This window comes from Streptomyces sp. NBC_00390, from assembly GCF_036057275.1.
Taxonomy (GTDB): Bacteria; Actinomycetota; Actinomycetes; order Streptomycetales; family Streptomycetaceae; genus Streptomyces.
Window position 1 is genome coordinate 1,566,177 of record NZ_CP107945.1, and the last position, 26,013, is coordinate 1,592,189.

Annotated in this window: 18 protein-coding genes and 2 pseudogenes; 3 read left to right on the forward strand and 17 right to left on the reverse strand. The window is 70.1% G+C overall.

Annotated elements, in window-relative coordinates; all coding sequences use genetic code 11:
- The first annotated feature begins 76 nt into the window (after nt 1-76).
- Nucleotides 77-823: an SAM-dependent methyltransferase gene (locus OHS70_RS06810; protein WP_328394693.1), complete on the forward strand. Its 747-nt coding sequence runs from the start codon at nt 77-79 to the stop codon at nt 821-823.
- Nucleotides 824-879: 56 nt separating this feature from the next.
- Here OHS70_RS06810 and OHS70_RS06815 read toward each other — a convergent pair.
- The 6 genes and pseudogenes from OHS70_RS06815 to OHS70_RS06840 form a co-directional block, all read right to left on the reverse strand.
- Nucleotides 880-1,049: pseudogene (locus tag OHS70_RS06815) on the reverse strand (transposase family protein); the annotation flags it as partial.
- A 230-nt stretch (nt 1,050-1,279) separates the two neighbouring features.
- The gene (locus tag OHS70_RS06820; protein WP_328394695.1) at nt 1,280-2,338 is read right to left on the reverse strand and encodes a vWA domain-containing protein; all 1,059 of its coding nucleotides are present in this window, start codon (nt 2,336-2,338) and stop codon (nt 1,280-1,282) included.
- A gap of 428 nt (nt 2,339-2,766) precedes the next feature.
- Nucleotides 2,767-3,066: pseudogene (locus tag OHS70_RS06825) on the reverse strand ((2Fe-2S)-binding protein); the annotation flags it as partial.
- A gap of 172 nt (nt 3,067-3,238) precedes the next feature.
- Nucleotides 3,239-5,683, reverse strand: a complete 2,445-nt coding sequence (locus tag OHS70_RS06830; protein WP_328394697.1) for a SpoIIE family protein phosphatase — start codon at nt 5,681-5,683, stop codon at nt 3,239-3,241.
- Between the two features lie 495 nt (nt 5,684-6,178).
- Nucleotides 6,179-7,534 (reverse strand): hypothetical protein, encoded by a 1,356-nt coding sequence (locus OHS70_RS06835; protein ID WP_328394699.1) that lies wholly within the window; start codon nt 7,532-7,534, stop codon nt 6,179-6,181.
- Between the two features lie 102 nt (nt 7,535-7,636).
- A complete protein-coding gene (locus OHS70_RS06840) occupies nt 7,637-8,905 on the reverse strand; it encodes a DUF2254 domain-containing protein (RefSeq protein WP_328394701.1) in 1,269 nt (422 codons plus the stop codon).
- Nucleotides 8,906-9,140: 235 nt separating this feature from the next.
- Here OHS70_RS06840 and OHS70_RS06845 point away from each other — a divergent pair, with 235 nt between their 5' ends.
- Nucleotides 9,141-10,988: a glycoside hydrolase family 15 protein gene (locus OHS70_RS06845; RefSeq protein WP_328394703.1), complete on the forward strand. Its 1,848-nt coding sequence runs from the start codon at nt 9,141-9,143 to the stop codon at nt 10,986-10,988.
- A gap of 349 nt (nt 10,989-11,337) precedes the next feature.
- Here the strand turns inward: OHS70_RS06845 and OHS70_RS06850 are convergent, their stop codons facing one another.
- From OHS70_RS06850 to OHS70_RS06895, 10 genes are all read right to left on the reverse strand, one after another.
- On the reverse strand, nt 11,338-13,113 hold the full coding sequence (locus OHS70_RS06850) for a cation:proton antiporter (RefSeq protein WP_328394705.1): 1,776 nt from the start codon (nt 13,111-13,113) through the stop codon (nt 11,338-11,340).
- A 46-nt stretch (nt 13,114-13,159) separates the two neighbouring features.
- Entirely contained in the window at nt 13,160-13,741 is a 582-nt protein-coding gene (locus OHS70_RS06855) for a cytochrome d ubiquinol oxidase subunit II (RefSeq protein ID WP_328394707.1), read from the reverse strand.
- A gap of 41 nt (nt 13,742-13,782) precedes the next feature.
- On the reverse strand, nt 13,783-14,622 hold the full coding sequence (locus OHS70_RS06860) for an SDR family oxidoreductase (protein WP_328394709.1): 840 nt from the start codon (nt 14,620-14,622) through the stop codon (nt 13,783-13,785).
- A gap of 190 nt (nt 14,623-14,812) precedes the next feature.
- Nucleotides 14,813-16,396, reverse strand: coding sequence for a GMC family oxidoreductase (locus tag OHS70_RS06865; protein ID WP_328394711.1), 1,584 nt, complete (start codon nt 16,394-16,396; stop codon nt 14,813-14,815).
- Nucleotides 16,397-16,544: 148 nt separating this feature from the next.
- Nucleotides 16,545-17,459 (reverse strand): cyclase family protein, encoded by a 915-nt coding sequence (locus OHS70_RS06870; RefSeq protein WP_328405468.1) that lies wholly within the window; start codon nt 17,457-17,459, stop codon nt 16,545-16,547.
- Nucleotides 17,460-17,488: 29 nt separating this feature from the next.
- Nucleotides 17,489-18,991: a gluconokinase, GntK/IdnK-type gene (locus tag OHS70_RS06875; protein ID WP_328394713.1), complete on the reverse strand. Its 1,503-nt coding sequence runs from the start codon at nt 18,989-18,991 to the stop codon at nt 17,489-17,491.
- Nucleotides 18,992-19,278: 287 nt separating this feature from the next.
- Nucleotides 19,279-20,658, reverse strand: a complete 1,380-nt coding sequence (locus tag OHS70_RS06880) for a chloride channel protein (protein WP_328394715.1) — start codon at nt 20,656-20,658, stop codon at nt 19,279-19,281.
- 33 nt (nt 20,659-20,691) lie between these two features.
- Nucleotides 20,692-20,979 (reverse strand): SHOCT domain-containing protein, encoded by a 288-nt coding sequence (locus OHS70_RS06885; RefSeq protein ID WP_328394717.1) that lies wholly within the window; start codon nt 20,977-20,979, stop codon nt 20,692-20,694.
- 19 nt (nt 20,980-20,998) lie between these two features.
- The gene (locus OHS70_RS06890) at nt 20,999-21,442 is read right to left on the reverse strand and encodes a DUF6325 family protein (protein WP_328394719.1); all 444 of its coding nucleotides are present in this window, start codon (nt 21,440-21,442) and stop codon (nt 20,999-21,001) included.
- Nucleotides 21,443-21,601: 159 nt separating this feature from the next.
- Complete coding sequence (locus OHS70_RS06895) at nt 21,602-22,342, reverse strand: GAP family protein (RefSeq protein WP_328394721.1); 741 nt, start codon at nt 22,340-22,342, stop codon at nt 21,602-21,604.
- A 92-nt stretch (nt 22,343-22,434) separates the two neighbouring features.
- Between OHS70_RS06895 and OHS70_RS06900 the strand changes: the two genes are divergently transcribed.
- Nucleotides 22,435-23,556 carry a YihY/virulence factor BrkB family protein gene (locus OHS70_RS06900; RefSeq protein WP_328394723.1) on the forward strand — a complete coding sequence of 374 codons (1,122 nt, stop codon included), beginning with the start codon at nt 22,435-22,437 and terminating at the stop codon, nt 23,554-23,556.
- A gap of 19 nt (nt 23,557-23,575) precedes the next feature.
- On the opposite strand, the gene OHS70_RS06905 is transcribed toward OHS70_RS06900, so the two are convergent.
- A complete protein-coding gene (locus OHS70_RS06905) occupies nt 23,576-25,657 on the reverse strand; it encodes a SpoIIE family protein phosphatase (RefSeq protein WP_328394725.1) in 2,082 nt (693 codons plus the stop codon).
- Between the last annotated feature and the right edge of the window lie 356 nt (nt 25,658-26,013).

A 26,013-nucleotide genomic window follows, 5' to 3' on the forward strand; every position in this document is an offset into this window, starting at 1 on the left:
CAGGCAGTCGCGGCCAACTTCCACCGGCCGCCCTCCCCAGCCGTTCTGACCTCTTCGGACCAAAGGAATCCCAGAAGTGGATCTGCCACGTAGTTTCACCATCCGCGAGAGCAGCCATCGCGTCTGCAATCCGTTCACCAGCGAGAAACTGGCCATCCTGGGCCAGGCCATCAGCCCGTCGCCGGGCACGCGCATGCTCGACCTCGCCTGCGGCAAGGGCGAGTTGCTGTGCACCTGGGCGCGCGACCACGGTGTGACCGGCACCGGGGTGGACATCAGCACCGTCTTCATCGGCGCCGCCCGCGCGCGGGCCGTCGAGCTGGGTGTGGCCGACCGGGTCGGCTTCGTGCACGCGGACGCGTCGGGCCATGTCGCCGACGATCCGGTCGGCATCGCCGCATGCGTGGGCGCCACCTGGATCGGCTCCGGAGTGCCGGGCACCGTCGAACTTCTTCGGCGCAGCCTGGCACCCGGCGGAATGATGCTGATCGGCGAACCGTACTGGCGGCGCGAGCCCCTGGACCAGGCGACCGTCCATGCCTGCCACGTCGCCCGCAAGGACGACCTTCTCCCGCTGCCGGAACTGCTCGAGCAGTTCGGCGACCTGGGCTGCGACGTCGTGGAAATGGCCCTGGCCGACCAGGACAGCTGGGACCGGTACGTCGCGGCGCAGTGGCTCAACATCCGCCGCTGGCTCGACGCGAACCCCGACGACGAGCTGGCCGACGAGATGCGCGCGGAACTCGCCGCGGCTCCCGCCCAGCACGCCAGGTACCAGCGTGAATACCTCGGGTGGGGAGTGTTCGTACTGATGAACCGCTGACACACCACTCCGAGTGAGCCCCGGCGCAACGTGCCGGGGCTCGCTCCCAAGGCGCACAGCGTGTCGTCCACAATCAGCATGGCGTTCTTGCGGAACTGCTTGCGCGGCTGCAGGGCGAGTGACGGGACGAGGTGGTCGATGATGCGCCGGCGGCGGACTTCGAAATCCCGAAGAGCGGAGCGAGCTGCCGGAGTGTCAGATTCGTCCGCCAGTACACGGCAGCCAGCGGAACCACGACCCGTGAACGCAGCCACCTCTGCAAGCTGGGTGGCCACAATGGCAGCAGGTTCCGTTGGTGCCGCTCGTGGTGATCGCGGCGATTGCCTTGATCTTCACCAGGAGGGCGGCCAGGCCGTGCACGACCGTGCTCACGGACCTACATCGGGCGAGGTCCACGACTGGCCGACCCTTCGCAACTGGTCCTGGACCACCTGCTCTACGCTCTGCTCGTGAATCTCAGAGCATGATGAGCAGACGCGTCTTCGGCTTGAGCTTCCTGTTCACCGAACGGCTCTGCACGTATACCTCCAACTTGGGATTGCGCCCCGCCTTCACGGAGACGGTGCCCTGGATACCCGTGCCGAACAGAAGACTGCGTGCAGCGTCGCCCGTGTATGCGCGGTCAGTGTCCTTCTCGACCACGATGACTTCCTTGTCGGGCTGAACCTGAACCCGGGTGCCCAGCTGGTAGTAGCACGACCCGCGTTCGTACGTCACGCCCGGATGCGAATCGACGAAGGATCGAATCTCGACCTCCGTGTCGACCTTCAGGAGTCGATACTTGTCGGCCGGGATCGGTTCGAGGTTCGCCCGCACGTCGTCGACCGATATGTCCTGGCCGACCGCGAACAGGTTCTTCGTGCCGCGCACGCCCTGCTCGCGGCCACGAAGGAAGCTGGTGGCGGCAGCGCGCACGGTACCGATCGCCTCCTCGACACCCTCCTTGGAATCCGCATCCCAGATGGCGATGTTTCCGGCCGGGAAGCCGTAGTTCTGGGCGGTTCGCTTCGCCAGGGAGTTCGGAACGAGGATCGCGGAAGTCCAGTGGCCCGGAAGCGCACCCATCTTCGCCGCGATCTTGTCGAGCCAGGGGCCGAGGATGGCCATGTCGCCGTCGTGCCGCCTGTCGCCGCCGGAGGCGTTCTCCTCGCCGTCCGTCACCACGATCTGGAGGAAGCTGTGCTCGCCGTACGCCTCCCAGATGTGACCCAGGTCGTCCAGGGATTTCAGAGAGGCTTCGATGAGGGCCGTAGCGCCATTGTTGACCTTGTACAGCCCCCGCATGGACGGCAGATGCTTCACGTCCATGTCCCAGACCAGGTTCTCCACCTTATGGTCGAAGGAGTAGAGACTGATCCGGGTCTCATGACCGAGGCTGTCCGACTCGGCCTTCAAGCCTGCCACGAACTCGTCCACGACGCGGACGAGTTGACTCTGGTGCTGATGCATGGAACCCGAACAGTCCACTACCAGCGCGACGTGATTCACCTTGTGCTGGATCTTGTTGGCGGACACGTTTCTGCTCCTTCTTCAAGGCTCCCCGAGTGATGTCTCCACACTATGGGGAGGCACTGACAACGGAGCTTGACGGACTATCACCCCCCTGTCCCGCGGCAGAGCCCGGGCGGGAGGCGGCGGTGAGCGTCGGTCGCCCGTGTTCCGATCACACGGCAATGCGGTGCCGCACCAGCCTGTGAGGGGATTCGCGTCATGAGCCGGCCGTCACTGCACGGTCGCATCGAGGAAGCACGGCGGCGGCCGCCAGGGGCGTGTGGGCCGATGCCGTCCTCGGCTGCGACGGTGCGGGCAGCCTCGTCCGTCAGCACGGGGTTCCGTCGGCCGTGACCACGGCTGCCATGGCGAACGCCCCTGCTCACACCGGCGTGTCCACGCGTCGGGCTCGCCGGCGCGATCGCTCCGTCCCCGGCCGGCCGGCAGCGGGGCTAGAACCTCTTCGCGCCCGCCGCGATGGCCTCGCGAATGCGGTTGTAGGTGCCGCAGCGGCAGATGTTGCGGATCTCGTCGAGGTCGGCCTCGCCGATCTCCCGGCCCGCCTCGCGCGCCTGCCGGACCTTGGCGACGGCGGCCATGATCTGGCCGGGCTGGCAGTAGCCGCGCTGGGCGACGTCGTCCTCCAGCCATGCCTCCTGCATCGGGTGCAGCTCCTTGCCGACCGTGGCGGGCAGTCCCTCGATGGTGGTGACCTCGTCGGTCGGCCCGATGTCCTTCACCGGGACGGCGCAGACCAGGATCGGCCCGAACCGTACCGGGGGTTACACCCGGCGGTACAGATGTTCATCCGATCTCCCCCGACCTGGCGCGGACCGTGCACACGCCACGGGGGTTCAACGTGCAGATGCGTCTCGAGCCACGAGCAAGGGATCGGCGGGGCTGCCGACGGCGGGAGCGGCGGGTTCAGCCCCGGTCCGCGGCGGACGCCCCGGACCCGGCCGGGTCCGGTCCGTCGGAGGGGAAGCTCTGTTCCGTCCAGATCGTCTTCCCGGACCGGGTGTAGCGCGTTCCCCACCGGTCGACGAGCTGAGCGACGATGAACAGCCCGCGCCCGCCCTCGTCGTCCGCTTCGCTGTGCCGCAGATGCGGCGAGGTGTGGCCGGTGTCCGCAACCTCGCAGATGAGGGTGCGGTCGCGGATGAGGCGCAGGTGCAGCGGTCCGCCGGCGTGCCTGACCGCGTTGGTGACCAGCTCGCTGACGACGAGTTCGGTGGAGAACGAAAGCTCTTCCAGCCCCCATTCGTGGAGCCGCTGGGTGGCGAGCTCCCTCGCGCGGCCCACGGCGACCGGTTCGGCCGGCAGGTCCCAGCCGACGACCTGCCCGGCGTCCAGTTCGCGGGTCCGGACGAGCAGCAGGGCCCTGTCGTCGGCTGTCGTGCCGTCCTGCCGCAGTTCCGCCAGAACGCGGTCGCAGAGTTCTTCCAGGGAGCCGCGGCGCTCGCCGAGCACCCGCCCCAGGGTGGCGAGCCCCTCGTCGATGTCGAGGTCACGGACTTCGACCAGGCCGTCGGTGAACAGGGCCACCAGACTGCCCACAGGAAGCTCGATCTCCATCGATTCGAACGGCAGGCCCCCGAGCCCGAGTGGCGGTCCGGCCGGCAGGTCCGGGTACGACACGCGGCCCTCGGGGTCCACGACGGCCGGCGGCAGGTGGCCTGCCCGGGCCATGACGCAGTGGCGCGAGACCGGGTCGTAGACCGCGTAGAGGCAGGTCACCCCGGTGGCGTCGTCGGTGTGGGGGTCCGCCAGCGGGCCGAGGACGTCCGAGCTCTCCTGCGTCGACTGGCCCACCAGGTCGTCGAGGCGCTTGAGCAGTTCGTCGGGTGCCAGATCAAGGCGGGCCAGTGCGCGCACGGTCGTGCGCAGCCGTCCCATCGTGGCCGCCGCCTGGAGGCCGTGGCCGACCACATCCCCCACGACGAGTCCGACCCGGGTTCCGGACAGCGCGATGACGTCGAACCAGTCGCCGCCGACGCCGGTCCGGGAGTCCGTGGGCAGGTAGCGATAGGCCAGGTCGACGGCGGTCGGCTGCGGCACGTGCTGCGGAAGGAGCTGGCGCTGCAGGACGTGCGATGCCGTGCGTTCCCGGGTGAAGCGCCGGGCGTTGTCGATGCACACTGCCGTACGGGCCGCCAGTTCGTCGGCGAGTTCCACCTCGCCGCTGTCGAAGGTGGCCGCCGGATCGCGGTGGAAGGCAATGAGTCCGAGCATGCTGCCGCCTGCCCTCAGGGGCACGACCAGAGTGTGGTCCGCGCGTACGAGCCCGCCCGAGGCGAGGCTGCGGCGCTGGGGCGAGTCCGGCGGGTAGTCGACGGGGGAGGGCTCGGATGATCCGCCCGTACCGTCCGGACCGTAGTCCAGAGCCGTTCGCGAGGCGACGCGTACGAGGGCGGAGAGCGACTCGTCCCCACTGGACGCCACGCCGCCCTCCAGAACCTCCCGGGCAAGATCGACCGTGACGGTGCGGGCGAAGTCCGGGACAGCCACCTCGGCGGCCTCCTCGGCCGTGGCGACCACGTCCAGGGTCGTGCCGATGCGGCGCCCGGCCTCCACGAGCAGGGCCAGCCGGCGCTGGGCCTCGTAGCGATCGGTGATGTCGAACGCGTCCTCACACACGCCGAGCACGCGCCCGTCCGCGTCATGGAGCCGGTAGTAGGAGCAGGACCAGAGGTGGTCCGTTCCGGGATCGCTGGGTGGCCGGCCGAGGAAGTGCAGGTCGAGGATCGGCTCGCCCGTGTCGAGCACGCGGCGCATGACCCCGTCGAGTGTGCGCTCGTAGCCCTTGGTCACGAATTTGCCCTCGGAGTACAGCTCGTCCGCCCGCATTCCGCGGAACTCGGAGAACGGCAGGCCGATCTCCTCCTCGTAAGCGGCGTTGCACCACGTCAGGCGAAGGTCGGTGCCGTAGATGGCCAGACCCACGGGCGACTGGGTGGCCAGCCCCTGCAGGAGCGCCAGCTGTGATTCCCATTGCCGCAGCCGATCCAGTTCGGCCCCGATCAGGACCTGGGCCGCCGCTCCTGTGCCGGACAGCGGGCACATCACGGTCCCGATCATCAGCGTGCTGCCGTCGCGATGCCTGGCGACGCGGATCTCGCTGCCGCTCAACCCGGTCTCCAGGGCCGGGCCGCCCTCCTGAGCCTCGGTGGCCCCGGACGTCCCGCGGGGAAGCAGGAACATGTCCAGGGGCTTTCCGACGATCTCGTCCTGCGAGTAGCCGAGCAGGTCCTCGGCGGCGGGACTCCACCCCACGACGATGTCCTGGGCGTCGAGCACCACCGTGGCGGCCCTCGTGACATCGAGCGGGCTGCTGAATTCGGCGTCCTCCGCCATGCTCCATGGGGTCATACGGCGACACCGGCCCGCATCGGTTCCGGATTCGGCAGCGACCACGACTGCCGTGACCACGACGGCAGGCACCTCACCCTCTGCAGGGCCCGGAGCACGGAGCACGGGCTCGGCGCGGGAGCCGCCTGCCGGTTGGACCCCGGCAGCTCCCGTGCGCCCTGCTCCCGCGTCACGGTCAGCCCAGCGCCGGTGGCCACCCGGGCCTCGGGCGGCTCACCCCGCCGGGCTCCGGCGTTCCGCACGGCATCCCTGCCGCCGCTCATGCTCTCGCCCGCAGCACCGTCGCTCATCACCGACATCCGCCTGACCTGGTACGCCCCTGTTTTCAGGATCTGGCACGCCCCCTGTTTTCAGTATGAGCGCCCACCCGGACAGGTGCCGCTTCCGGCAGGTCGGCAGATGATCACGTGCGGCGGCCCGACGGCCGACGGGTATGGGGCCGGCCCGTCCCCAGCCGGCGTCGCCCGATCACCCCCCACGTGCTCACGACCGCGTTCACCGGGCCGACGGCTCCTTCGCCGCCGCTGTCGGCGTGCTCGCGCCGGCCCCGTTCTCCGCGAGGAATTCCACCACCGCCATCGCGAAGAGCAGGACGAGCGTGATGCCGACGACGACCCAGCCGGTGGGATAGCTCCACAGAACGAACGTCAGGACGGCCAGTACGACCAGGACCCAGGTGATCCACTTCCGGTGTTGCCGGACGAACGGTCCGACAGGGCCGGTGCGCATGCCCGCACGGTCCGCGGTGGAGCGGACGGCGCCGATACCGGAGTGCCACGACTGCCGTACGAACCCCGCCCACCGGCCGGGACCGCTCAGCCACGCGGCCAGGGCGATCACCACGCCGAGCACCACGGTCATCCGGACCGTGGTGCGCAGGTAGCGCGTCAGTGTGTCGTAGACGGACTCGGCCGCGGGCTGCGACACGCTGTCCGGCAGCGCGTTCAGATACACCACACGGAAGACGGTCAGGCCGACGCCGAGCATCACCATGGCGAAGGCGAAGGCGAGCGCGGCGACCACAAGAACGCGTCGGCGGTGAGCTGACAGCAGAACCCCGGCGGCGATCAGCACCACCGAGAGCACCGGCAGCCAGAACCCGGCGATCTGAAGGATCCGGAAGTACGTCTTGACCTTGCCGATGTTGTCGGCCCGCAGCACTGTGAAGTCGGTGTGCACTTCGGGGATCCTCGCGGCGACCGACATTCCTTCGTCGACGAGGCGCTGTTTGACCTGGTCGACCACCGGGCCGAGGTCGACGGTCACCGAGTCGTTGTTGATCTTCACCGCGCCGCCGCCGCTGCCCGTCAGTGCCTTGGCGACGGCCCCGTGGATCCGGCGGTTGGCCTGGACCCAGATCCTGTCGAAGGTGTCGGAGGCGATGATCTCCTCGGACTTGTCGTGGACGAAGCTGCGGACGGCGTTCTCCAGTGAATTGCCGAGTTTGCCGAGCGCCTTCTCCAGGAGCGGCCGGTCCGCGGGGGCCGCACCCTCCAGCAAGGTGGGCAGGTCGATGTGTTCCATCACCGCGTCGGTGACCCGGTTTGCCGCGGCGTTCTGGATGTCGGGGTCGGAGGCGAGCGGGGCGACCGTGTCCACGTAACGGTCCGTGTCGCCCACCTCGTCCGCCGTCCAGGCGGCCACGCCGGCCAGCGGCGCGAGGATGCAGCCGATGACGATGAGCAGCGCCGAGAAGAAGGACCTCCACCGGTGCCGGGGTACGCGGGCCGCCTTGTCGGCCTCCAGCGCGGCGATGCGCGTGTGCAACTGCTCCAGTTCGGAGCGTGCGTGGTCGGGGCCCGGAGCGTCGGACCGCTCCCCGCCGGGGCCCGCTGATCCGTCGTCCGGCATGGCTCGACCTCCCCTGTGGAGTGGGTTCGATCCAGCAGAACCCGAAGGGAGGCCGTCCGCGCGCGTTCCGCGACCGCACGGGTGAAGGACGTGCGGGGGTGCTCAGCCGGGCCGGGACGCCGGCCTGCGGCGCCCGCCGATGCCCTGCGGGTCGGCCGTCTGCGCCATGGCACGGCGGACGGGGTCGGTGAACTGCCGCTCGACCGCCTCGTCGAGAAGGCCGAGTTCCACGCGAACCGCCGGCAGGCGCTCGGCCGGCAGGGTGTCGAGCAGCCCCTGGAACAGCGCGCGAAGCCGCCGGCAGATCTGCAGGGACGTCGCCCCGTACTCACGGATCTCGGTGACGGCGAGCTGGAGATAGTCCTCCCAGGACCGGCCCGGCACCACCAGCCGCGGCCGGCCTCGGTCGTCGGCGAGCACATAGTGCCCACGGAGCCGGGCCCTGCCGACCGTGTGAAGGAACGCTTCGATGTGATTGAGCACCTGGACGCCGGTGGTGGGGTCGTTCACGGCCGGAGACAGTGCACGGATGGCGATGTCGACGAGCACGCGCAGGGCGAAGGCAGGGTCCTGCTCGATGGTCCGCTCGGGACCGAGGGCGACGAGGCCGGTCACCGTGGCCGGGTCGGGCGCCGAGGCTCCGCCGTGGACCTCGATGAGGACGGTGCCGGGCGGTACGAAGTCCCCTACGGGGTGGGCCACCACGAAGACGCAGTCGTGGCGCACCGCTGCGGCCTTCAGCCCGGCCGCGTTGAGTGCCTGGATGGCTCCGCCTCGTACGGAGCGGATGTGCGTCACCGGGCCGCCCGGCAGTACGGGTGCCGCGCTGTCGGGGGCCTCGGAGCTGCTGATCCGGGCCGCCGCCCGGGTGAGGACCTTCTCGCCCATGCGTCCGACCAGGTCGGCGATGGCGACGGGCCGGAGGTTGTGGGTGAACCGGTTGAGGTAGACCAGCAGAAGCAGCAGGCTGACGGCCACTGCAGCCCCGGCCAGGGTGACTCCGAGGTCGGGCACGGCGTCCGACTCGATGGTGCGCAGCAGTGAGAAGGCGAAGGCGAACGTCCCGGTGAAGGTGGCCAGCACGGCCTTCTGCAGGCGGTCCCGGTACCACAGCCGCATATAGCGGGGGGACAGTGAGCCCGTGGCCTGCTGGACGACGAGTACGCCGATGGTGACGACGAAACCGAGCAGGGCGACCATGGACCCGACGATGGAGCTGAGCACGCCGCTGGCCGTGGTCGCGGAATAGTCCCAGCCCCAGGGCACCCAACCTGCACTGTCCGCGGCCAGAGCGGCCTCGGCGAGAAGCACCCCGAGGACGAGCCCGAACAGCGGGACGATCCACAGACTCGCCTTGGCGTACTGCCGCACCCGGAAAGCGTCCGCCCAGGACATCATCGGTCGGACCCGGTGAGCGCACCGCTTCCGGGCACCGGCGCAGGGTTCGACAGCACGGGCAGCCTCCGGGCGTCTCCACACTCCGTCGTCTCCAACCTAATGCCGACTCCCGGCGCGCGCAGATACGGGACCGGGGAACGGATTCGTCCGAGGGGCCGGTCGAGAATTCCTTGCTTAAGCTGACCGGTGGCACCGAAAGGGGCTCCCCATGGACGAATACCCGCTGATCGAGAATCACGGGCTCATCGGTGATCTGCAGACTGCGGCGCTGGTGACCACGGACGGAACGATCGACTGGTTCTGCTGCCCCCGCTTCGACTCCCCCAGTGTGTTCGGCGCGTTGCTCGACCGGCAAAAGGGCGGGCATTTCACGGTCCAGCCGGCTCACACGATTTACGCGACCAAGCAGTTGTACCTCCCCGACACCGCGATTCTCGTGACCCGGTTCATGACCGAGGCGGGCGCAGGCGAAGTGGTCGACTTCATGCCTGTGACCGGGCAGACGGCCACTCCGCGCCACCGGCTGGTCCGCATGCTCCGGTGCGTGCGCGGAACCATGACGTTCGAGGTCGACATCGCCCCGCGGTTCGACTACGGCCGCAAGCCGCACAAGCTGCACATCACCGAGCACGGAGCGGTGTTCGCCTCGGAGGACCTGGAGCTCACGGTTCATCCCGTCCGTGAACCGGAGGACGAGCGCCTCGTCAATACGCTCACGGGCGACCGGGATCTGCACTTCTCGCTGACCCTGCAGGCCGGGCAGCAGCGGGGCCTGGTACTGGAGTCGTCCGCCGACGGGCCACCGCACGAGATCCGCCTCGCCCAGTTCGAGGAGCTCTTCGACGAGACGGTCCGGTACTGGCGCTCATGGCTCGGCCAGTCCCGCTACGCGGGCCGGTGGCGCGAAGCGGTGGAGCGCTCGGCCGTGGCACTGAAACTGATGACCTACGCGCCGAGCGGCGCCCTGGTGGCGGCACCCACAGCGGGCCTGCCGGAGCAAGTGGGCGGCGAGCGCAACTGGGACTACCGGTTCGCCTGGATCCGCGATTCCTCTTTCTCCGTGTACGCCCTGCTGGGACTGGGGTTCAAGGAGGAGGCGACCGCGTTCATCGGCTGGCTGCGTGACCGGGTGCACGAGCGGGTGGGCAGTGAGGGGGACACAGGACCGCTCAACATCATGTACCGGGTCGACGGTTCCTCCGACCTCGTCGAGGAGACCCTGGAGCACTGGGAGGGCTATCAGTGCTCCGCCCCCGTGCGTATCGGCAACGGCGCGGCGAACCAGCTGCAACTGGACATCTACGGCGAGGCATTGGACAGCATCTACTTCGCCCACCAGCACGGGATCCAGCTGGACAACCGCGGCTGGACCTCGCTGCACACGCTGCTCGACTGGCTCGTCGACAACTGGGACCAGCCCGAGGAAGGGATATGGGAGACGCGGGGCGGGCGCAACGACTTCACCTATGGCCGCGTGATGTCCTGGGTGGCCTTCGACCGGGCGCTGCGGCTGGCGACCGCTCACGGCCGGCCGGCCGCTCACGGCCGCTGGACCACCGAGCGCGACGGACTCTACGGGCAGATCCTGGCCAAGGGCTGGGACCCGAAGCGCCAGGCCTTCGTCCAGCATTACGGCAGTGATGTGCTCGACTCGTCGCTGCTGCGGATGCCGACGGTCGGCTTCATCACGCCCGACGACCCGATGTGGACGTCCACGCTGGAGGCAATGGACCGGGAGCTGGTCACCGACAGCCTGGTCTACCGCTACAACCCCGAGGCATCGCCCGACGGTCTGCGCGGCTCCGAAGGGACCTTCTCCCTCTGCACGTTCATGTACGTCGACGCCCTGGCCCGGGCCGGGCGGTTGGATCAGGCCAGACTCGTGCTGGAGAAGATGATGACGTACGCCAACCATCTCGGTCTGTACTCCGAGGAGATCGACCTGACAGGGCGGCAACTGGGCAACTTCCCCCAGGCGTTCACTCATCTCGCGCAGATCGATGCGGCCATCACCCTGGATGCGGCGCTGAACCGCCGGTCGCACGACGGTGGTTAGGACCTGTCCGGCGGATCTGCCCTCAGCCTGTCCATGGCCGCGACCAGGGTCCGGGGCGGACCCAGCGCGCCCACTACGCTCTGGTGGTCATGGACAGCGCAACGGACATCGAAGCGGCACGCAGAGACGCAGGCTCGTCCCTTCAGTACTACTGGGAGGGAGCCGAGTACGACGCCCCGAGGACCTGGAGGACGACGAAGCTGAAGTCCGGGAGGCAAGATCGTGTCCTTCGTCCACCGCGGTAGCTGTGCTCGCGGCTGAAGCCATGACCGGATCGCAGCGACGGATGGTGTGTTTGATCCGGCGTCTGCGCGGATACCGGCGGTTTCGGCGGCAAGGACGCTTCAGGTCAATACATCTGGCCCGCGGCCGGTGCGGGGCCGAGCAGGACGACGGTGTCGCCTTCGCGCGGGGTGACGTTCTGCGTCTCGGTGACCGGCTCGAGCCGGCCGTCGGCCCGGACGACGAACAGCGTGTCGTGCTCGGCCGGGAGCGTCTCCGTGGCGGGCTGCACCAGGAAGCGGGCGCCCTGCCCGTGGCGCGCCGCCAGCGAGTGCCGCAGGAGTGATCTGCCGAAGAGGATGTCACCGCCGGTGTACGGGGCGACCGCCCCGGGAGTGTCGTCCGGCGGGCCGATCCGGAAGACCGGCCCTTCGACGCTGTCCTGCATCATGATCGAGGCGAGCGCGTTGAAGTCGTCGTCGTCGGTGAGCAGCAAGACCGCGGTGATGCCCTCCAGTTGCGCCTCGGGGGCGGCTGCCGTGGCCAGCAGCTCCCCCGGGGCGAGCTCCAGCCCGGCCTGTCCGATCCGCTCCCGCTGCTGCTGCGGTCCGGCCCACATCAGGACGTCGAGTCCGGCGGCGCGCAGCGACTGCCCCAGCTCGATCACCCAGGGGGCGCCGCCCACGAGCAGCGGTCGGGTACGCGTGGACGTGACGACGCCGAGGGTGGAGGCGACCGGGGCGGCCGTCAGCGCGTAGAGCACGACGGTTCCGACGATCACCAGGAAGGTGACCGGAAGGATCTTGTCGGCGCCGTCCAGACCCTCGTCGACGAGGCTCGCCGAGAACGTCGACGCGGTCGAGGCGGCGACGATGCCGCGCGGCGCCATCCAGCCGATGAAGGCCCGTTCTCCGGCGCTGAGTTCCGTCCTGCCGGTGGAGACCCAGGCAACCAGCGGTCTCACCACCAGGACGAGCGCGGCGACGAGAGCGAGGCACGGCAGCAGCACGGGCACGACGGATGCCGGCGTCACCGTGGCCGAGATGGAGATGAACAGCAGACCGATGATCAGCTGGACGAGCGTCTCGAAGAACGACCGGCGGGCGGGCAGGTCGAATCCGGGGAAATTCGCGACGGTGAGCCCGGCGACGATCGCGGCGACCAGACCGGTGTCGTCCAGCACCATGTCGCAGCCCGCGGACACCGCGATGACGATGGCCAGTTGGGCGAGCGTGCCGAGGGTTTCGCCGAGCCGGAGCGTATGGAGGGTGAACCACAGCAGTGCGGCGGCCACCGCTCCGCCGATCAGGCCGACCGCCATACTGAGGAGGAAGCCCGCGACGCTGAATCCGTGGCCGGCCTGGAAGCCCCCGGCGAGGACGGACTGGAAGGCCAGCGCGCCGAGGATTGCTCCGACCGGGTCGATCAGTGACCCCTCCCAGATCAGGATGCGCCGCACCCGGTCCGTCGGTCTGACGTATTCGAGCAGTGGACCGACCACGGTGGGCCCGGACACGACGAGGATCACGCCCACCATCAGGGCCACCGCGAACGGGACGTCGAACAGGACGGGGACCAGGCCCAGAGACGCACCCCAGGTGATCGGCACGCCCAGCACGATCAGCCGCGCCACGACACTGCGGGTGCTGCCCTTGAGATGGCGCAGGTCCAGGCCCAGCCCGGCGTCGTAGAGGACCAGCGCCACGGCGAGCGAGACCAGGGCGGAGAAGTCGGGCCCCACCAGCTTGTCGAGATGGACGACGTCGGTCAGCGCTCCGGCGGCGAAGCCGACGGGCAGCAGCAGGATGAGCGCCGGGATCCGCAGCCTGCTTGCGAGGATCTGGCACGCCACGGCGAGTGCCACGGTCAGGCCGATGCCCAGCAGAATCTCGTCCTCGGTCACTGCTGCGTCACCCCTGGGAATTGCACGTGCCACGGCCTCTCGGAAGTCAGCCGTCGCCGCCGGTGCCGCCGCGCCTCAGATCGGCCTCCGAGAGTTCCTCCAGCCCGCCATGGGTGTCCAGCCAGTACAGGAAGACGACAGCCGGAATGACCAGCAGCACCGCCACCAGCGTGACAAACGCCGGCCGGCGCAGCGTGGCGGGAGCGCCCGCCCCCTCGGCGACGGTCAGTGAGGTGGGAATGAGGTACGGGCGCTGGGCCGTGCCCCAGGCGATGACGGCGGATGCGACCACGCCGACGGCCGTGATCCGGGACCAGGCACCGGATGTGCGCAGCAGCAGCCACGCGGTGACGCGGGTGGCCACTGCGGCCAGGACGACGAAGACAAGCCCGACGCCGTGGGTGAGGCCGTGCCACACGTGAGCGGCGTCGCCGTGCGTGACGAACAGGGTGATCACTGCCAGTACGGCGACGACGGCGAGAGCTCCGAGGGCCCGGCGCCGGCAGTAGGCGTCGAGATCGGGCGCGTCGAAGCGGCGGGCGTCGGAGGCGAGGGTGAAGGCCATGAGCGATCTGGCCGGAAGCATCTGGGCCGGGACGTCCGCCGGCATCTGGACCGTGGTGTGCATACGTGCCTTTGCCGCTGGGGATGGCTCTGTTCGGGTGCGGGTCAGCCGCCGGTGGCGAACCCGGGGAAGAGCGTCATCCCGCCGTCCACGTAGAGCGTGGTGCCCACGACGTAGTCCATGAGGTCGGAGGCGAGGACGACGACGGCGTGGGCGATGTCCGCGGGGTCGCCGATACGGTCGTACGGGATCAGCTTCAGCAGATCCTGCCGGGCTTCGGGCGTCTCCCAGGCGTCGCGGTTGATCGGCGTCCTGATGGCGCCGGGGGCGACCGCGTTCACCCGGATCTTCTGCGGGGCGAGCTCCTGGGCCAGGGTCTGCATCATCATGTGCACGCCGCCCTTGGAGGAGGCGTAGTTCACGTGCCCCGCCCAGGGGATGATCTGGTGCACCGAGCTCATGCAGATGATCTTTCCGGCGGCACAGGACACCTCGGGGACGACACCGCGGCGCAGGAACTCCTTCGTCGCCTCCCGGGCGCACAGGAACTGCCCCGTCAGGTTGACGTCCAGCACCTTCTGCCACTGCGCGAGGGTCATCTCGGTGAACCGGGCGTCGCGCTGCAGTCCGGCGTTGGCGACCAGGATGTCGATCGTCCCGAACTCCTGGACCATCCGGTCCATCATGGCGGTGACCTGGTCCTCCTGGGACACGTCCGCCTCGTACGCCGCCGCGCGCACACCGAACGAGGTGATCTCCTCGACCACCTTCTCGGCTTCCTCACGGCCGGCCACGTAGTTCACGACCACGTCGGCGCCCGCCCGGCCCAGACCGATGGCGGTCGCCTTGCCGATACCGGAGTTGGCACCCGTGACCAGCGCCTTCTGGCCCTTGAGCAGGTGCGCCGGGATCACGCCCTGGGGTGCACCCGCAGTGGAATTCACGATTGCCTGCCTCCTCGCTGCGTGGCCTAGAGGGCCCCCCGTCCGCGGTCCGGCCGGTCCGGAGCGTCACGGAACCACCCACGGGGCAGGACGGCATGTACGGCAAGCGGACGTTGGGCCGCCCGGCGGAGGATGTTCGCCCGGTCGGAGCAGCGCTCGGACCGGCGGCCGACCGGCCCGGTCCCGGCGGTCAGCTCAGGCGGTCGATGAGGTGGTCGCCCACGCGCAGGGCATTGGCGATGGCCGTCAGGGACGGGTTGACCGCGCCGATGCTCGGGAAGAAGCTCGTGTCGACCACATAGAGGTTGTCCAGGTCATGGGCCTTGCAGTTGATGTCCAGCGCGGATGTGGCGGGGTCGTCGCCGAAGCGTACGGTGCCCGCCTGATGGGCGGTGGCGCCGATGGGCATGCCCTTGTGGAGGTAGATGCTGTGGGACAGCAGCCGGTGCTCGTGCATGCCCAAGTGGCCCAGCATGTGCTGGAGTTTGTGCCGCAGGCGGCTGAGTCCTTCGATGTTGTTCTTCTCGTCGAGCGACAGGCGGATGGTGCCGTGGCGGTCGAGGGTGACGCGGTTGCCGGGCAGCGGGAGGTCCTCGCCGCACAGCCAGAAGTCGACGGCGTGATGCGCCAGCACCTCGAAGGGCATGTCCGGGGCCACCGCCCCGGCCCAGCGCGGGGCCTCGCCGTGGATCTGCTCGGCGTCGGACTTGCCGAGCATCTGGATGCCGCCCAGCGGGTAGTCCCAGTCGTCCGCGCCGAGGTACCAGTCGTTCATGGCGAGGGTCTTCTGGAACTGGGTGTCGTTGGGTTCCTTCGAAATGGCCATCAGGGCCAGGTTGTTGTGCCTCATGTAGTGCCGGCCGACCACGTCGGAGCTGTTCGCCAGCCCGCGGGGGTGGTGTTCATTGGCCGAGGCGAGCAGCAGGGCGGCGGAGTTGACCGCGCCGCAGGCGACGACCACGATGTCCGCCGCGTACCTGGCCTCGGTACCGTCCTCGAGCCGGGTGACGACCGTGCTGACGCTGCGTCCGGTCGGGCCTGCGGTCTCCAGCCGGACCACCCGGGCGTTGGTGATCATCTCGACGTTGGGGTGCTGGAGGGCGGGTTCCACGCAGATGACCTGCGCGTCGGACTTGCCGCGCACGAGGCAGGGGAAGCCGTCCACGCGGTTGCAGCGGATGCAGACGCTGGAGTGGGTCGCCCGGCCGTTGGAGTCCTGGGTCAGGTTGACCCCGATGGGCAGATGGAAGGGGTGCAGCCCCTGCTTCTCCAGGTCGTCGCTCAACTGCTGGATACGTGGTTCGTGTTCGACGGGCGGATAGGCGTACTGGGCGCTCACCGGCCCCTCGCCGGGGTCCTCGCCGTGGCGTCCGTGCACCAGGTAGAGGTGTTCGGCCTGGGTGTAGTACGGCTCCAGGTCCTCGTACCGGAGCGGCCATGCGGGCGAGAGGCCGTCGTGGTGCGTGAGTTCGCCGAAGTCCTCGGGCCGCAGCCGGAAGAGGGCCGCGCCGTAGAACTTGGTGTTTCCGCCGACGTAGTAGTTGACCTCGGGCGGGAACTCGTTGCCGTGCTTGTCGAGCCAGAATTCCGGGGCCCGGTACTTGCCTTTGACGAACACGGCGGTGGAGTCCCAGTTGTCCCGCTCGCGCGGGAGATGGTCGCCGCGTTCGAGGAGGAGCACCCGTTTGCCGGAGGGTGCGAGCCGGTGGGCGAGCGTGCCGCCGCCCGCGCCGGTACCGATGATGATGACGTCGTAGTGCGGGGAGTCGCCCACAGCGCCCACCGTCCTTGCTCTCGCGGCCCTGCCTTCCGCCCGGACCTGGCATCGCTCCGCCGGCGCGGAGTTCCAGCAACATGCACCTTCTCGAACGTATCCGTCCTTTCGGTCCGCGGCACCCGGACGGCCGCCCCCGGGGCGGCGGTCACAGCACGGCGATCGGATTCACCGGGCTGCCGGTGGCCGCCGGGAGCCTCAACGGGGCGACGACGCACAGGAAGCTCCAGCGGCCTGCCTGTTCGCACGCCGGTGCCAGCTCCTCGAACTGCAGGTAGTCCATCAGATGCAGCCCCATGGCATGCATCGCCAGCACATGCACGGGAAACGCGACACCGGCCACCGCGCTGGGTGCGGTGTCGTTGTTGCCGTCCGAGCCCAGTGCGGCGACGCGCCGCTCGGCCAGGAACCGCATCGCCGTCGGATGGAGGCCGGCCCGGGCGTCAGCCGCCTTCCACGCGCCGAGCTCCTGGCGCCTGCGGCGGTGCCCCACCCGGACGAACAGGAGGTCTCCCGGCCCGGCCCGGACCCCTTGGGCGGCCTCGGCCGCGGTCAGGTCGTCAGCCGTCACATGGTCGCCGGGTTCCAGCCAGGGCACCGCCCGCAGCCGCGGTATGTCCAGGAGTACGCCGCGTCCGACGATGCCGTCGTGCACCGTGTCGAGGGTGAGCGCACCGGCGCCTTCCGGCGTCACACTGCTCGCCGGCACGCCGTTGTAGAGCTCCCCGTCGTAGATCACGTGGCAGAGCGCGTCGAGGTGGCTGTCCGCGTCGCCGTGCACATTCATGGCGAACCGGTCCAGTGCGAAATGCAGCCCCTCAGCAGCCGAGTCACCGTTGGCCGGGCCGGTCATGCGGTGGTTCGCCGGATGCGGGTTGTCGGGGCCGGGCAGGGTCTCGACGGGCGAGGCGAGGGACACCGTGCGCCCGGTCCGGACCCCGGCGGTGGCTGCCACCACGCACTCGGGGGTCAGGTTTCCGAGGGCTCCGCGCCGGTCTTCGGGACCGCGCGACGTCCGCTCGCGCAGTTGCTCGTACAGGGTCCGGAAGGCGGCCTCGGTCATGCCCTGGGCGGTCGGCGGCGGGTGCGACGTCATGCGGACTCCCAGTAGGTGAGGCCCCATCGCAGGACATGGCTGCCGCCCGGCTCCAGCACGGTCAGATCCGTCCCGCTGCGGAAGGCGTCCGCCGGACAGGACATGGCCTCGACGGCGACACCGCGGCGCCGCCGCGCGGGCTCGGCCAGGGTGTCGCCCGTGTACACCTGCACGTAGCGGGCGCTCTCGCCGAGCCGTACGTCGACGCCGTGCCGCCCCGAGGGATGGGCAAGAGTCACCACGGCCCAGCCGCAGGCGTCCCGGTCGAGTCCGGTGAACGCGGTGTCCAGCCGCTGCTCCCCGATGGGACGGGCGGTGCGGAAGTCGTACGCCGTGCCGTCGACCGGTTCCCGGCCGACCGGCAGACCGTGCTCGTCGGTGCTCAGGCAGTAGTGGGCGGGCACCGTCAGCAGCGCCGGGTCCACCCCGTCGGTGCCCACGGTCAGATAGGGGTGCTGGCCGACGCCGTAGGGTGCCGCGGTGTCGCCCGCATTGGTCGCGGTGACGGCCACGTCGAGACCCTGGGGGCCCAGCCGGTACTCGGCGAGGACGTCCAGCCGGAAGGGATACCCGGGCTGCGGAAAGAGGGTCGTGCCCACTCTGACCGCGTCGTCGGCGCGGGCGAGCAGCTGCCACGCGGTCCAGCGCAGCAGCCCGTGGATGGCGTTGTGCTCCTCCGGTTCGGTCAGCGGGAGTTGCAGCTCCGAGTCGTCGAAGCGGTAGCGGCCGCCACCCACCCGGTTGGGCCAGGGGACGAGCAACTGGCCGCGGCCGCCGGTGATGCGTGCGTCGGCGGTGAACCCGTCCAGCAGCGGCCGGCCGTCCACCTCGTAGTGACGCAGGGCCGCGCCGAGCTGGACCACGACGGCCGTCTGTCCGCCGTGGCGCAGCTGCCACTGCTCTCCTGTGGCGCCGGCAGGCACCGTGGCGCTGGGAGGCATATACGTCTCCTCGGTCGGTGCAGCGGGTGCGGCAGCCGCCTCTGTGATCAGGGTTCGTCGCTCCTGCTCCGCGCCGAGCAGGAAGGCGCTGGCCGAGGCCACGGCCTCGGGCAGCTGGTCGATCTCCACCACACAGGGATGCTCGTCGGGCTCGGGCTCCTCGAGTTCCGCGAACTGGCTGTCCAGCAGGGCCGCCGGGAAGAAGTGGCCGTGCCGGGCGGCCAGTCGGGAGCTGATGAGCTCTCGTGAACCGTGCAGGTACACCAGACGTACCTCGGGGCGTCCGCCGAGCAGGTGGTCGCGGTAGGCGCGTTTGAGTGCGGAGCAGGTGACGACGGCCGGCTGCCGCGCCGCGATCTCCTGGTCCATCCAGGCGGCGATGGCGTCGAGCCACGGCCGTCTGTCGGCATCGGTCAGTGGTTCGCCGGCGGCCATCTTGGCGCGGTTGGCCGGGGGGTGGAAGTCGTCCGCGTCCCGGTACGGCCGGCCGAGCCGGTCGGCGAGCAGCCGTCCGACCGTGGACTTGCCGGACCCTGCCACACCGATCACGAGCGCCACCGTTGCGGGCGCCCCTCGGGCGGCGTGGTGCGGCATCGGTGCCGGCCCTCCGGACGTCATTGCTCCGAGGGACCGGGAGCCACGCACAGCTCCCTTGTCACGCTGCCGCCCTGCGCTGCGGCACCGGTGCCGGCTGCCTTCACCTGACCCGTCATCACACGCTCCTTCCCGTCGTACGCCCCCGCGCTGTCGGACGATCTCCCGTACAGCCGATCGGGTTGATCCCCATCCGGGCCTCCAAGGTCGGCTGCGTGTCCGGGAGCTGAGGCGGTGGTGCGCCACAGCGCTCAAGAAGGGGCCTTCGCGGCGGCAGCCGCTCGGTCAGGCTCGCCCAGCGGCGGAACGGCGGGTCCGGAAGGAAGCAGCTCGACGGTCACGAACGCCACCACGGCTGCCAGGATCACCACGGGGATCATGGCGGCGCTGCCGAGCAGCAGGACGACCAGGACGACGCTGCTCACGGGCAGCCGCAGAGCACTGGCCGACGCTGCCGCCATGCCCGCGGCCATTCCCGGTACGACGCCCAGGCCCGGCAGGGGCGCGAGCAGCACGCCCGCCGCGCCGCCCAGGAACAGCGAGGGGAAGATGGGACCGCCGCGCAGACTGCCCAGGCAGATCGCGTAGCCCGCGCCCTTGAAGAGCAGTACGGCGACCAGGGCACCGACCCCCCAGGCATGCGGATCGGCGGCCATCTGGCTCAGCGTGGCTTCCCCGGAGGAGGCCACGTCCACGGGGGTCCGATCGGTGACAAGCGCGTACACGGCGGCGCAGACTCCGGCTGCGAGCCCGCAGACTGCGGTGTGGACGACGGGCCGCCCGGCGACGAACCGGGCGGTCATCCGGCCTCCTACCAGCACCAGATGTACGGCTGCTCCGATCAGGACAGCCATCAGTACGCCCCAGAGCACGTCTCCCGCGTCGAGACGGGGAGACGGCAGGCCGATCTTCAGGGACAGGCCGGCCGTCTCCAGGCCGGTCCATCTGCCGAAGCCGGTGAACACCAGCGACCCCACACCGCTGGACAGCAGTGCCGGGAGCATCACGGCGAACAGTTGTGTGCCCCCCACCCCCGCCACCTCCATGAGCATCACCGCAGCGATCAGCGGGTTCCCGAAGATCGCCGAGATCGCCGCCGCGGCCCCGGCAGCGCCCAGGAGCGCCGTGCTCTGCGGGGTGGCAGGCGCCCGGGTGAGGTTCCTGAACAGCAGCGCCAGTCCGCCGCCGAGTGCGATCAGAGGGGCTTCGGGGCCCAGTACCGCGCCGAGCGGGAGACTGAACAGGGCCGCGAGGATCACGCCGGGCAGTGCCGCCGCTCCGGGACTGCTCGGGTTCAGTCCCGCCGCGGGGACATGGCCGCCGGCGCCCCGCATATGGGTGACCACCAGTCCGACGAGAATTCCCGAGACCAGCAGCAGTGGCAGGGGCCACCACCACGGTGGAGTGTCCCAGCCCAGGCCCTTCGGCAGATCGGCCCACATCAGATGTTCCAGCTGATGGAGCACGACGAGGAACCAGAACGCCAGGAGCGACACCGGGACACCGATGAGGGCGCAGAACACGAGCGCCTTCTGGTAGCCCGGGGAGCGCAGCATGTCACGCAGCCGGTCCGCCTCCTCCGGCTGCGTCCGTCCACCGGACGCGGCCGGTCGCGGACTCGGCTCCGTCATGGGGTCGTCCCTTCCTGGTCTCCCATGTCGGTGTCAGCCGAGGATCTTGCGCTTCTGTGCTTCGAATTCCTCTTCGGACAGCACCCCTTGGGCCTTCAGCTCCCCAAGTTCCTTGAGCTGTTCGATCTTGCCGCTCATGTCGTCGGCGGGAGGGGCGGGCGGCGGGGCCGGAGCGGCTGCCTGCGGCTGCCCGGACGCCTGCTGCTGCTCGTCCTGTTGTGCCCATCGGCCCGACTGCCGCCGCGACACACGGCCGGACACCGCGGTGGCGGTACCGGCGACCACGGCGGTACGGGCGACGCGACGAAGAAGTCTTGGCATATTCACTCAACTCCCGGACTCAACTGCCCGCGGCTTCGGCGGCTTCCAGCGAGGCCAGCAGGGCATCGACAGGAATGCGGCCGCCCGCGACGACCTGCGCACCGCTGCGCCGCAGGGCCCCGGCGAGGGGTGCCGCCCACACGTTCTCGTACACGATGATCCCGGCGGAGTTGCCCGGCTCGAGCGCCTTGCCGGCTTCGTCGATGTCTTCCTGGTCCAGCAGTCCGGACGAGGCGCCCTCGAACACGGAGAGGTCGACCTCGTCCCCGAGATCCCTCAGTTCCACCGCCGCGACCGAGCCGTCGCTGTCCTTGCGGACGAAGAGAAGGTCGAGGATGCGGATGATGCCGCGATCGACGAGATCGACAAGGAGGGGGAAGCCCTCGCCCGTCATTCTGTTGCCGGGAAACTCGACGACCAGGTAGTCGACGGGTCCCATCTCCTCCAGCTCAGACTCGCTCATGGCCACTCCTCACGAGAGGATCGGGGTCCGGGCTCAACTCGCCGCCGCTGTCCGGCGGCGCTCGCCGCGGACACCGCGACGGACGGCCCTTCCCGCCATTCCAGCACCCCGCGCAGTCACCCGCATTTTCTGGGACCGGCGCCCCGGCCGATCGGTTCGTCAGCTGGTCAGCTGGTAGATGCTCTGCCCGGTCAGCCAGAGACCGAGGAGCAGGCAGATGACCACGATCGCCTGCTGCTCGTGGCCTTGGAGCCAGTCGCGCAGCTTGAGCAGCCGGGCCTGGGCAGCCTCCGGCGAGAACACCACGTACAGCTCGGCGGCCAGCAGGCTCGCGGTGGCGAGGATGCAGAAGCCGAACAGGGCCGCGTACGTCGAGGAATGCGACAGGTCGGCCGAGACGACCGTGGCCGCGGCCGCGGCGACCATGCCCCAGGGCTGCAGGAACACGGCAAGTCCCGCTGCCGCCCAGGGCGAGCTGCGGTCCATCCGGGACGTCATGGACGAGGACGACCGGGAACGGGAGGTGGTACGGGGCGGCGTGCCGGCCGTCTCCTGCGCTGTGGCGGGCTCGGGTACGGAATCGCGTACGCGAGCGGGGGCCGCCTGAGGAGCCGACCGCATCCGCTTGCGCCGGTACAGGGCGAAGCACACCAGCGCGACACCGATGGCGAGTCTGGCCGCGAGCCCTGCCGTGGACGGCGGAGACCTGGGCGGCGGAGGCTCTCCGCCGGTCAGTGCGAGCACCAGCGCGATCACGGCGACGAGACAGGCCAGCCAGCCCATGATGAAGGCCAGCCCCTTCCACACGCCCCGGTCCGATGCCACCACCAGGACGAAAGCCATGATCGGCAGCGGGTCGAGCGTGATGCCCAGCGCGATGAGGAGCAGGTCGAGGACCATGGCGACCCAATCGTGTGGCGGAACTTCACGAGCGTATGCAATGGACGTGAAGACGACACCTTCTGGCCGCCGCGCTCCCGGCCCGTTCCGAGATGCCGCCCCGTGCCGCCTCCGCCAACCTGTACGCAGGGAAGGAGCAGCGCCATGTCGACTTCCGGACGGGTGCCGTCGGCGGTGAGGGGCGGTTCGCCGAGCCCGGATGCCGCACCCGCGTGGTGATGTCCCCCAGCGAGCCCGAGGACCACCGGGCGCAGTCGGGACCGCCACCGGTCCGCCGGGGGACGGACTCCGGACACGCGGACACGGGGGCCCGCCGCCGGGACTCCGTCCTGCACGCGTCCTGGTGGCGGACCAGGTCGCGGGAGCTCACCGCTGCGGCGAAGCGGCTGCACACGCGGGCCGAGCGCCGGTTCCCGGTCATCACGCATCTCGCCGAGCGGATGATGTCGGTGAACATCTTCGACTCCGCGACCAGGCTTGCGGCGCAGTGCTTTCTGACCGCGGTCCCGCTGCTCTTCGTCGTCGCGTCCATCGCTCCCCAGGCCGTGCGCGACCAGCTGATCAGTTCCGTACGGGTGGTCTTCGGGCTCACGGGCCCCGCGAACGCCCAGCTGACGCAGGTGTTCAGCTCCCAGTCGGGTGATCTGCGCGAGGCCACGGGCGTGGTGGGCGGGCTGATGGTGCTGCTTTCCGCCACTGCCGTCAGCCGGGCGATGCAGCGGCTGTGCAAGCGGGCCTGGGAGATCCCCAGAGCCGGGACCAGAATCGCCGTCTGGCGGTGGCCTGCGTGGATCGCGGCCTGGCTGGCGGTTCTCCTCGTTCAGGCTCCGCTGCGCGACGGGTTCGGCGCCGGCCTGTGGCTGGGCATCCCGGTCACCGTGGTGTCGCAGACGCTCCTTTGGTGGTGGAGCCAGCACATGCTGCTGGGTGGTCTGGTCCGCTGGAAGCCACTGCTGCCCGGTGCGGTCGTCACCGCGATCGCCATGACCGCCCTGTCGGTCAGCGCACGGTTCTACATGCCCCACGCACTCAACCGTGCCCTGGCCGAGTACGGATCGGTCGGCTCCGTCTTCGTCCTGCTGTCGTGGCTGATCGTGGTCTGCGTGGCGGTCGCGGTCGGCATCACCGCGGGTGCCGTCGTCGCCCAGGAGCCGGCCGTGGCCCGCCGTCTGGACAGTCCGCCGCCACGGTGGCTCGTCAGGACGGAGAGCTGACCCGTACGGTGCCGCCGCGTCAGTGCCGGGACTCGGTGCCGATCCGGGCGATGAGCAGGGCGATGTCGTCGTCGGCGGACGCCGGTACCAGATGGGTCACCAACGTGTCGCACAGATGGGTCAGTTGGCGGCCCGGCCGGGTGAGCAGGTGCACGAGTTCGGTGAGGCGTTCGTCGATGTCGCTGCCGCGCGACTCCACGAGTCCGTCGGTGTACAGCACCAGGAGACTGCCGGGCTCCAGGGTGACGTCGGTGGTGGCGAAGTCGATACCGCCGATACCGAGCGGCGCACCGGGCGGCAGCTGCAGGATGCGGGCGGTGCCGTCGGGGGTGACCACGGCCGGCGGCGGGTGTCCGGCACGGGCGATGCGGCAGAGGCCGGTCGCGGGATCGCAGACGGCGTAGAGGAACGTGGCCAGCATCGGCTCGGCCAGGTCGGCCAGCGTGGCCTCCAACTGCTTGAAAAGCTCCACGGGAGACAGGTCGAGTCGGGCCAGTGCCCGCACGCTGCTGGACAGCCGTCCCATCACGGCGGCGGCGGAGATGCCGTGACCCATCACGTCCCCGATGAGCAGAGCCGCCTTGGCACCGGCGAGTGGGACGACGTCGTACCAGTCGCCGCCGATCTCGTTCACGTCGCTGGCCGGCAGATACCGGTGGGCGACCTCGATGCCGGGCGGTGGCGTGATGTGCTGAGGCAGCATGCTGCGCTGGAGGACGACGGCGGTGTCGTGCTCGCGGTGGTACAGACGGGCGTTGTCGATACAGACCGCGGCCCGGGCCGCCAGGTCGCTCCCGAGGGCGACGTCCTCGGCGTCGAACGGACCCACTGGGCTGGTCCGGTAGAACGTGGCGAGCCCCAGCACCGTGCCCCGGGCGATCAGCGGCGCCATCATGAAGGAGTGCACGCCCATCCCCAGGATCTGCTCGGGTTTGACGGAGTGACGGGCCGCCGGGGCGACCGCCGCCGAGTCGAGGCGGCCGATGAGGAAGGGCTGCCGTTCCGCGAGCGCCTGGGTGTAGGGGGCGCCCGCGGGAAAGGAGAGCGTGCGGCCCAGCGGGGCCAGGACGTCGGCGACGGCGGAGCCGCTGAGCGGGGACTTGCCCAGGCGGCGCAGGGCCGAGCCACCGACCAGTCCGACACCCGGGTCCGTACCGGACGCGAGCACGTCCAGTACGTCGACGGTGACGACGTCCGCGAGGTCGGGGACCGCGATGTCGGCCAGTTCCTGCGCGGTGCGCTCCAGTTCGAGGGTGGTGCCGACGCGAACGCTGGCCTCGCTGAGCAGGGCCAGCCTGCGGCGGCCGGCCACGGCTTCGGTCTGGGCCTCCTGCTCCTCGGTGATGTCGATGAGGGACGCCGTGACGCCGATCGGGTTCCCTCTCCCGTCCTCCAGGCGGACGAAGCAGCACGACCAGACCCGGTCGCGGCGAGGGTCCGCGGGTGTACGGCCGGTGCGGCGCAGGTCCAGGACCGGCTCGCCGGTGACCAGCACACGGCGCATGGCGCTCTCCATGTCCGCGGTGTTCGTCTGCGGCAGCACATCGGCCAGACGCCGCCCGAGGTGCGCCGACTCGGGTACACCGTTCATCGCCTGCAGAGCGGGGTTCACCTGCAGGAACCGCAGCCTGGTGTCGAAGATGGCGATACCGACGGGCGAGCGGGAGAACAGCCCGTCCCACACGGCCGACGAGCCACGGATCCGGCGGGCTCCATGGGCATCGGCCGCAAAGACGAGGACCGTGTTGCCGCTGTGCCGGCCGGCCGTGGGGCAGGCCCAGACCTCGAGCTCCATCGGATGCCCGTCGCGGTGCCATGCGGTGACCGTGCCCATCACACCGCGACCCGTTGCGGCCGCCTCCCACAGTGATCGCCCCAGGCTCCGGCCCGGCCCCGGGTGCAGCAGGGTGGCGATGTGCCGGCCCAGCACCTCCTGGGGCTCGTAGCCCAGCAACTCCCGTGCCGCCTGCTCCCAGCGCACCACGGTCCCGTCGGCGCTGGTGGCCACCAGCGCCACGGGCAGCTCCCCCATCCACCCGCCGGCGTCCCGCGCGGCATCCATGCCGCCGCTCACGCCCTCGCCCGAAGCACCGTCGTTCATCACCGACATCCGCCTGACGTGGCACGATCCGTGTTCTCAGTATGGGCGCGCACCCGTTCGGCGGCACGGCGGCAGATGCGAGCGGGCCGGGAGACACCACACCAGCGACCGCACCCTCGTCGACGCCGGCGGAACACCCGAGCAGGTCCGGCCCCATGCCGGGAACGAACGCCACTACGTAGCGGGCGTAGTCCGGCACGGAGCCTTGAGAACCGGTCCGGTCCCCCGCTCCCCGACGGCCCCGGGGACCGGACGGGCAGCCTGATGTCCGTGCCCGCCGGGGAGCTGAGGGAATGGGACGGCTCCGCGATACCTGACAGGTGTCAGGGCCGTGCCCCGGCGATCCGGTTCGTATG

Coding starts and splice junctions, on each gene's coding strand:
- OHS70_RS06895 (WP_328394721.1), bottom strand. CDS start 22,342: ATGGTCCTCGACCTGCTCCTCATCGCGCTGGGCATCACGCTCGACCCG.
- OHS70_RS06890 (WP_328394719.1), bottom strand. CDS start 21,442: ATGAGCGAGTCTGAGCTGGAGGAGATGGGACCCGTCGACTACCTGGTC.
- OHS70_RS06905 (WP_328394725.1), bottom strand. CDS start 25,657: ATGAACGACGGTGCTTCGGGCGAGGGCGTGAGCGGCGGCATGGATGCC.
- OHS70_RS06845 (WP_328394703.1), top strand. CDS start 9,141: ATGGACGAATACCCGCTGATCGAGAATCACGGGCTCATCGGTGATCTG.
- OHS70_RS06835 (WP_328394699.1), bottom strand. CDS start 7,534: ATGCCGGACGACGGATCAGCGGGCCCCGGCGGGGAGCGGTCCGACGCT.
- OHS70_RS06885 (WP_328394717.1), bottom strand. CDS start 20,979: ATGCCAAGACTTCTTCGTCGCGTCGCCCGTACCGCCGTGGTCGCCGGT.
- OHS70_RS06855 (WP_328394707.1), bottom strand. CDS start 13,741: ATGCACACCACGGTCCAGATGCCGGCGGACGTCCCGGCCCAGATGCTT.
- OHS70_RS06900 (WP_328394723.1), top strand. CDS start 22,435: ATGCCGCCCCGTGCCGCCTCCGCCAACCTGTACGCAGGGAAGGAGCAG.
- OHS70_RS06870 (WP_328405468.1), bottom strand. CDS start 17,459: ATGACCGAGGCCGCCTTCCGGACCCTGTACGAGCAACTGCGCGAGCGG.
- OHS70_RS06830 (WP_328394697.1), bottom strand. CDS start 5,683: ATGACCCCATGGAGCATGGCGGAGGACGCCGAATTCAGCAGCCCGCTC.
- OHS70_RS06880 (WP_328394715.1), bottom strand. CDS start 20,658: ATGACGGAGCCGAGTCCGCGACCGGCCGCGTCCGGTGGACGGACGCAG.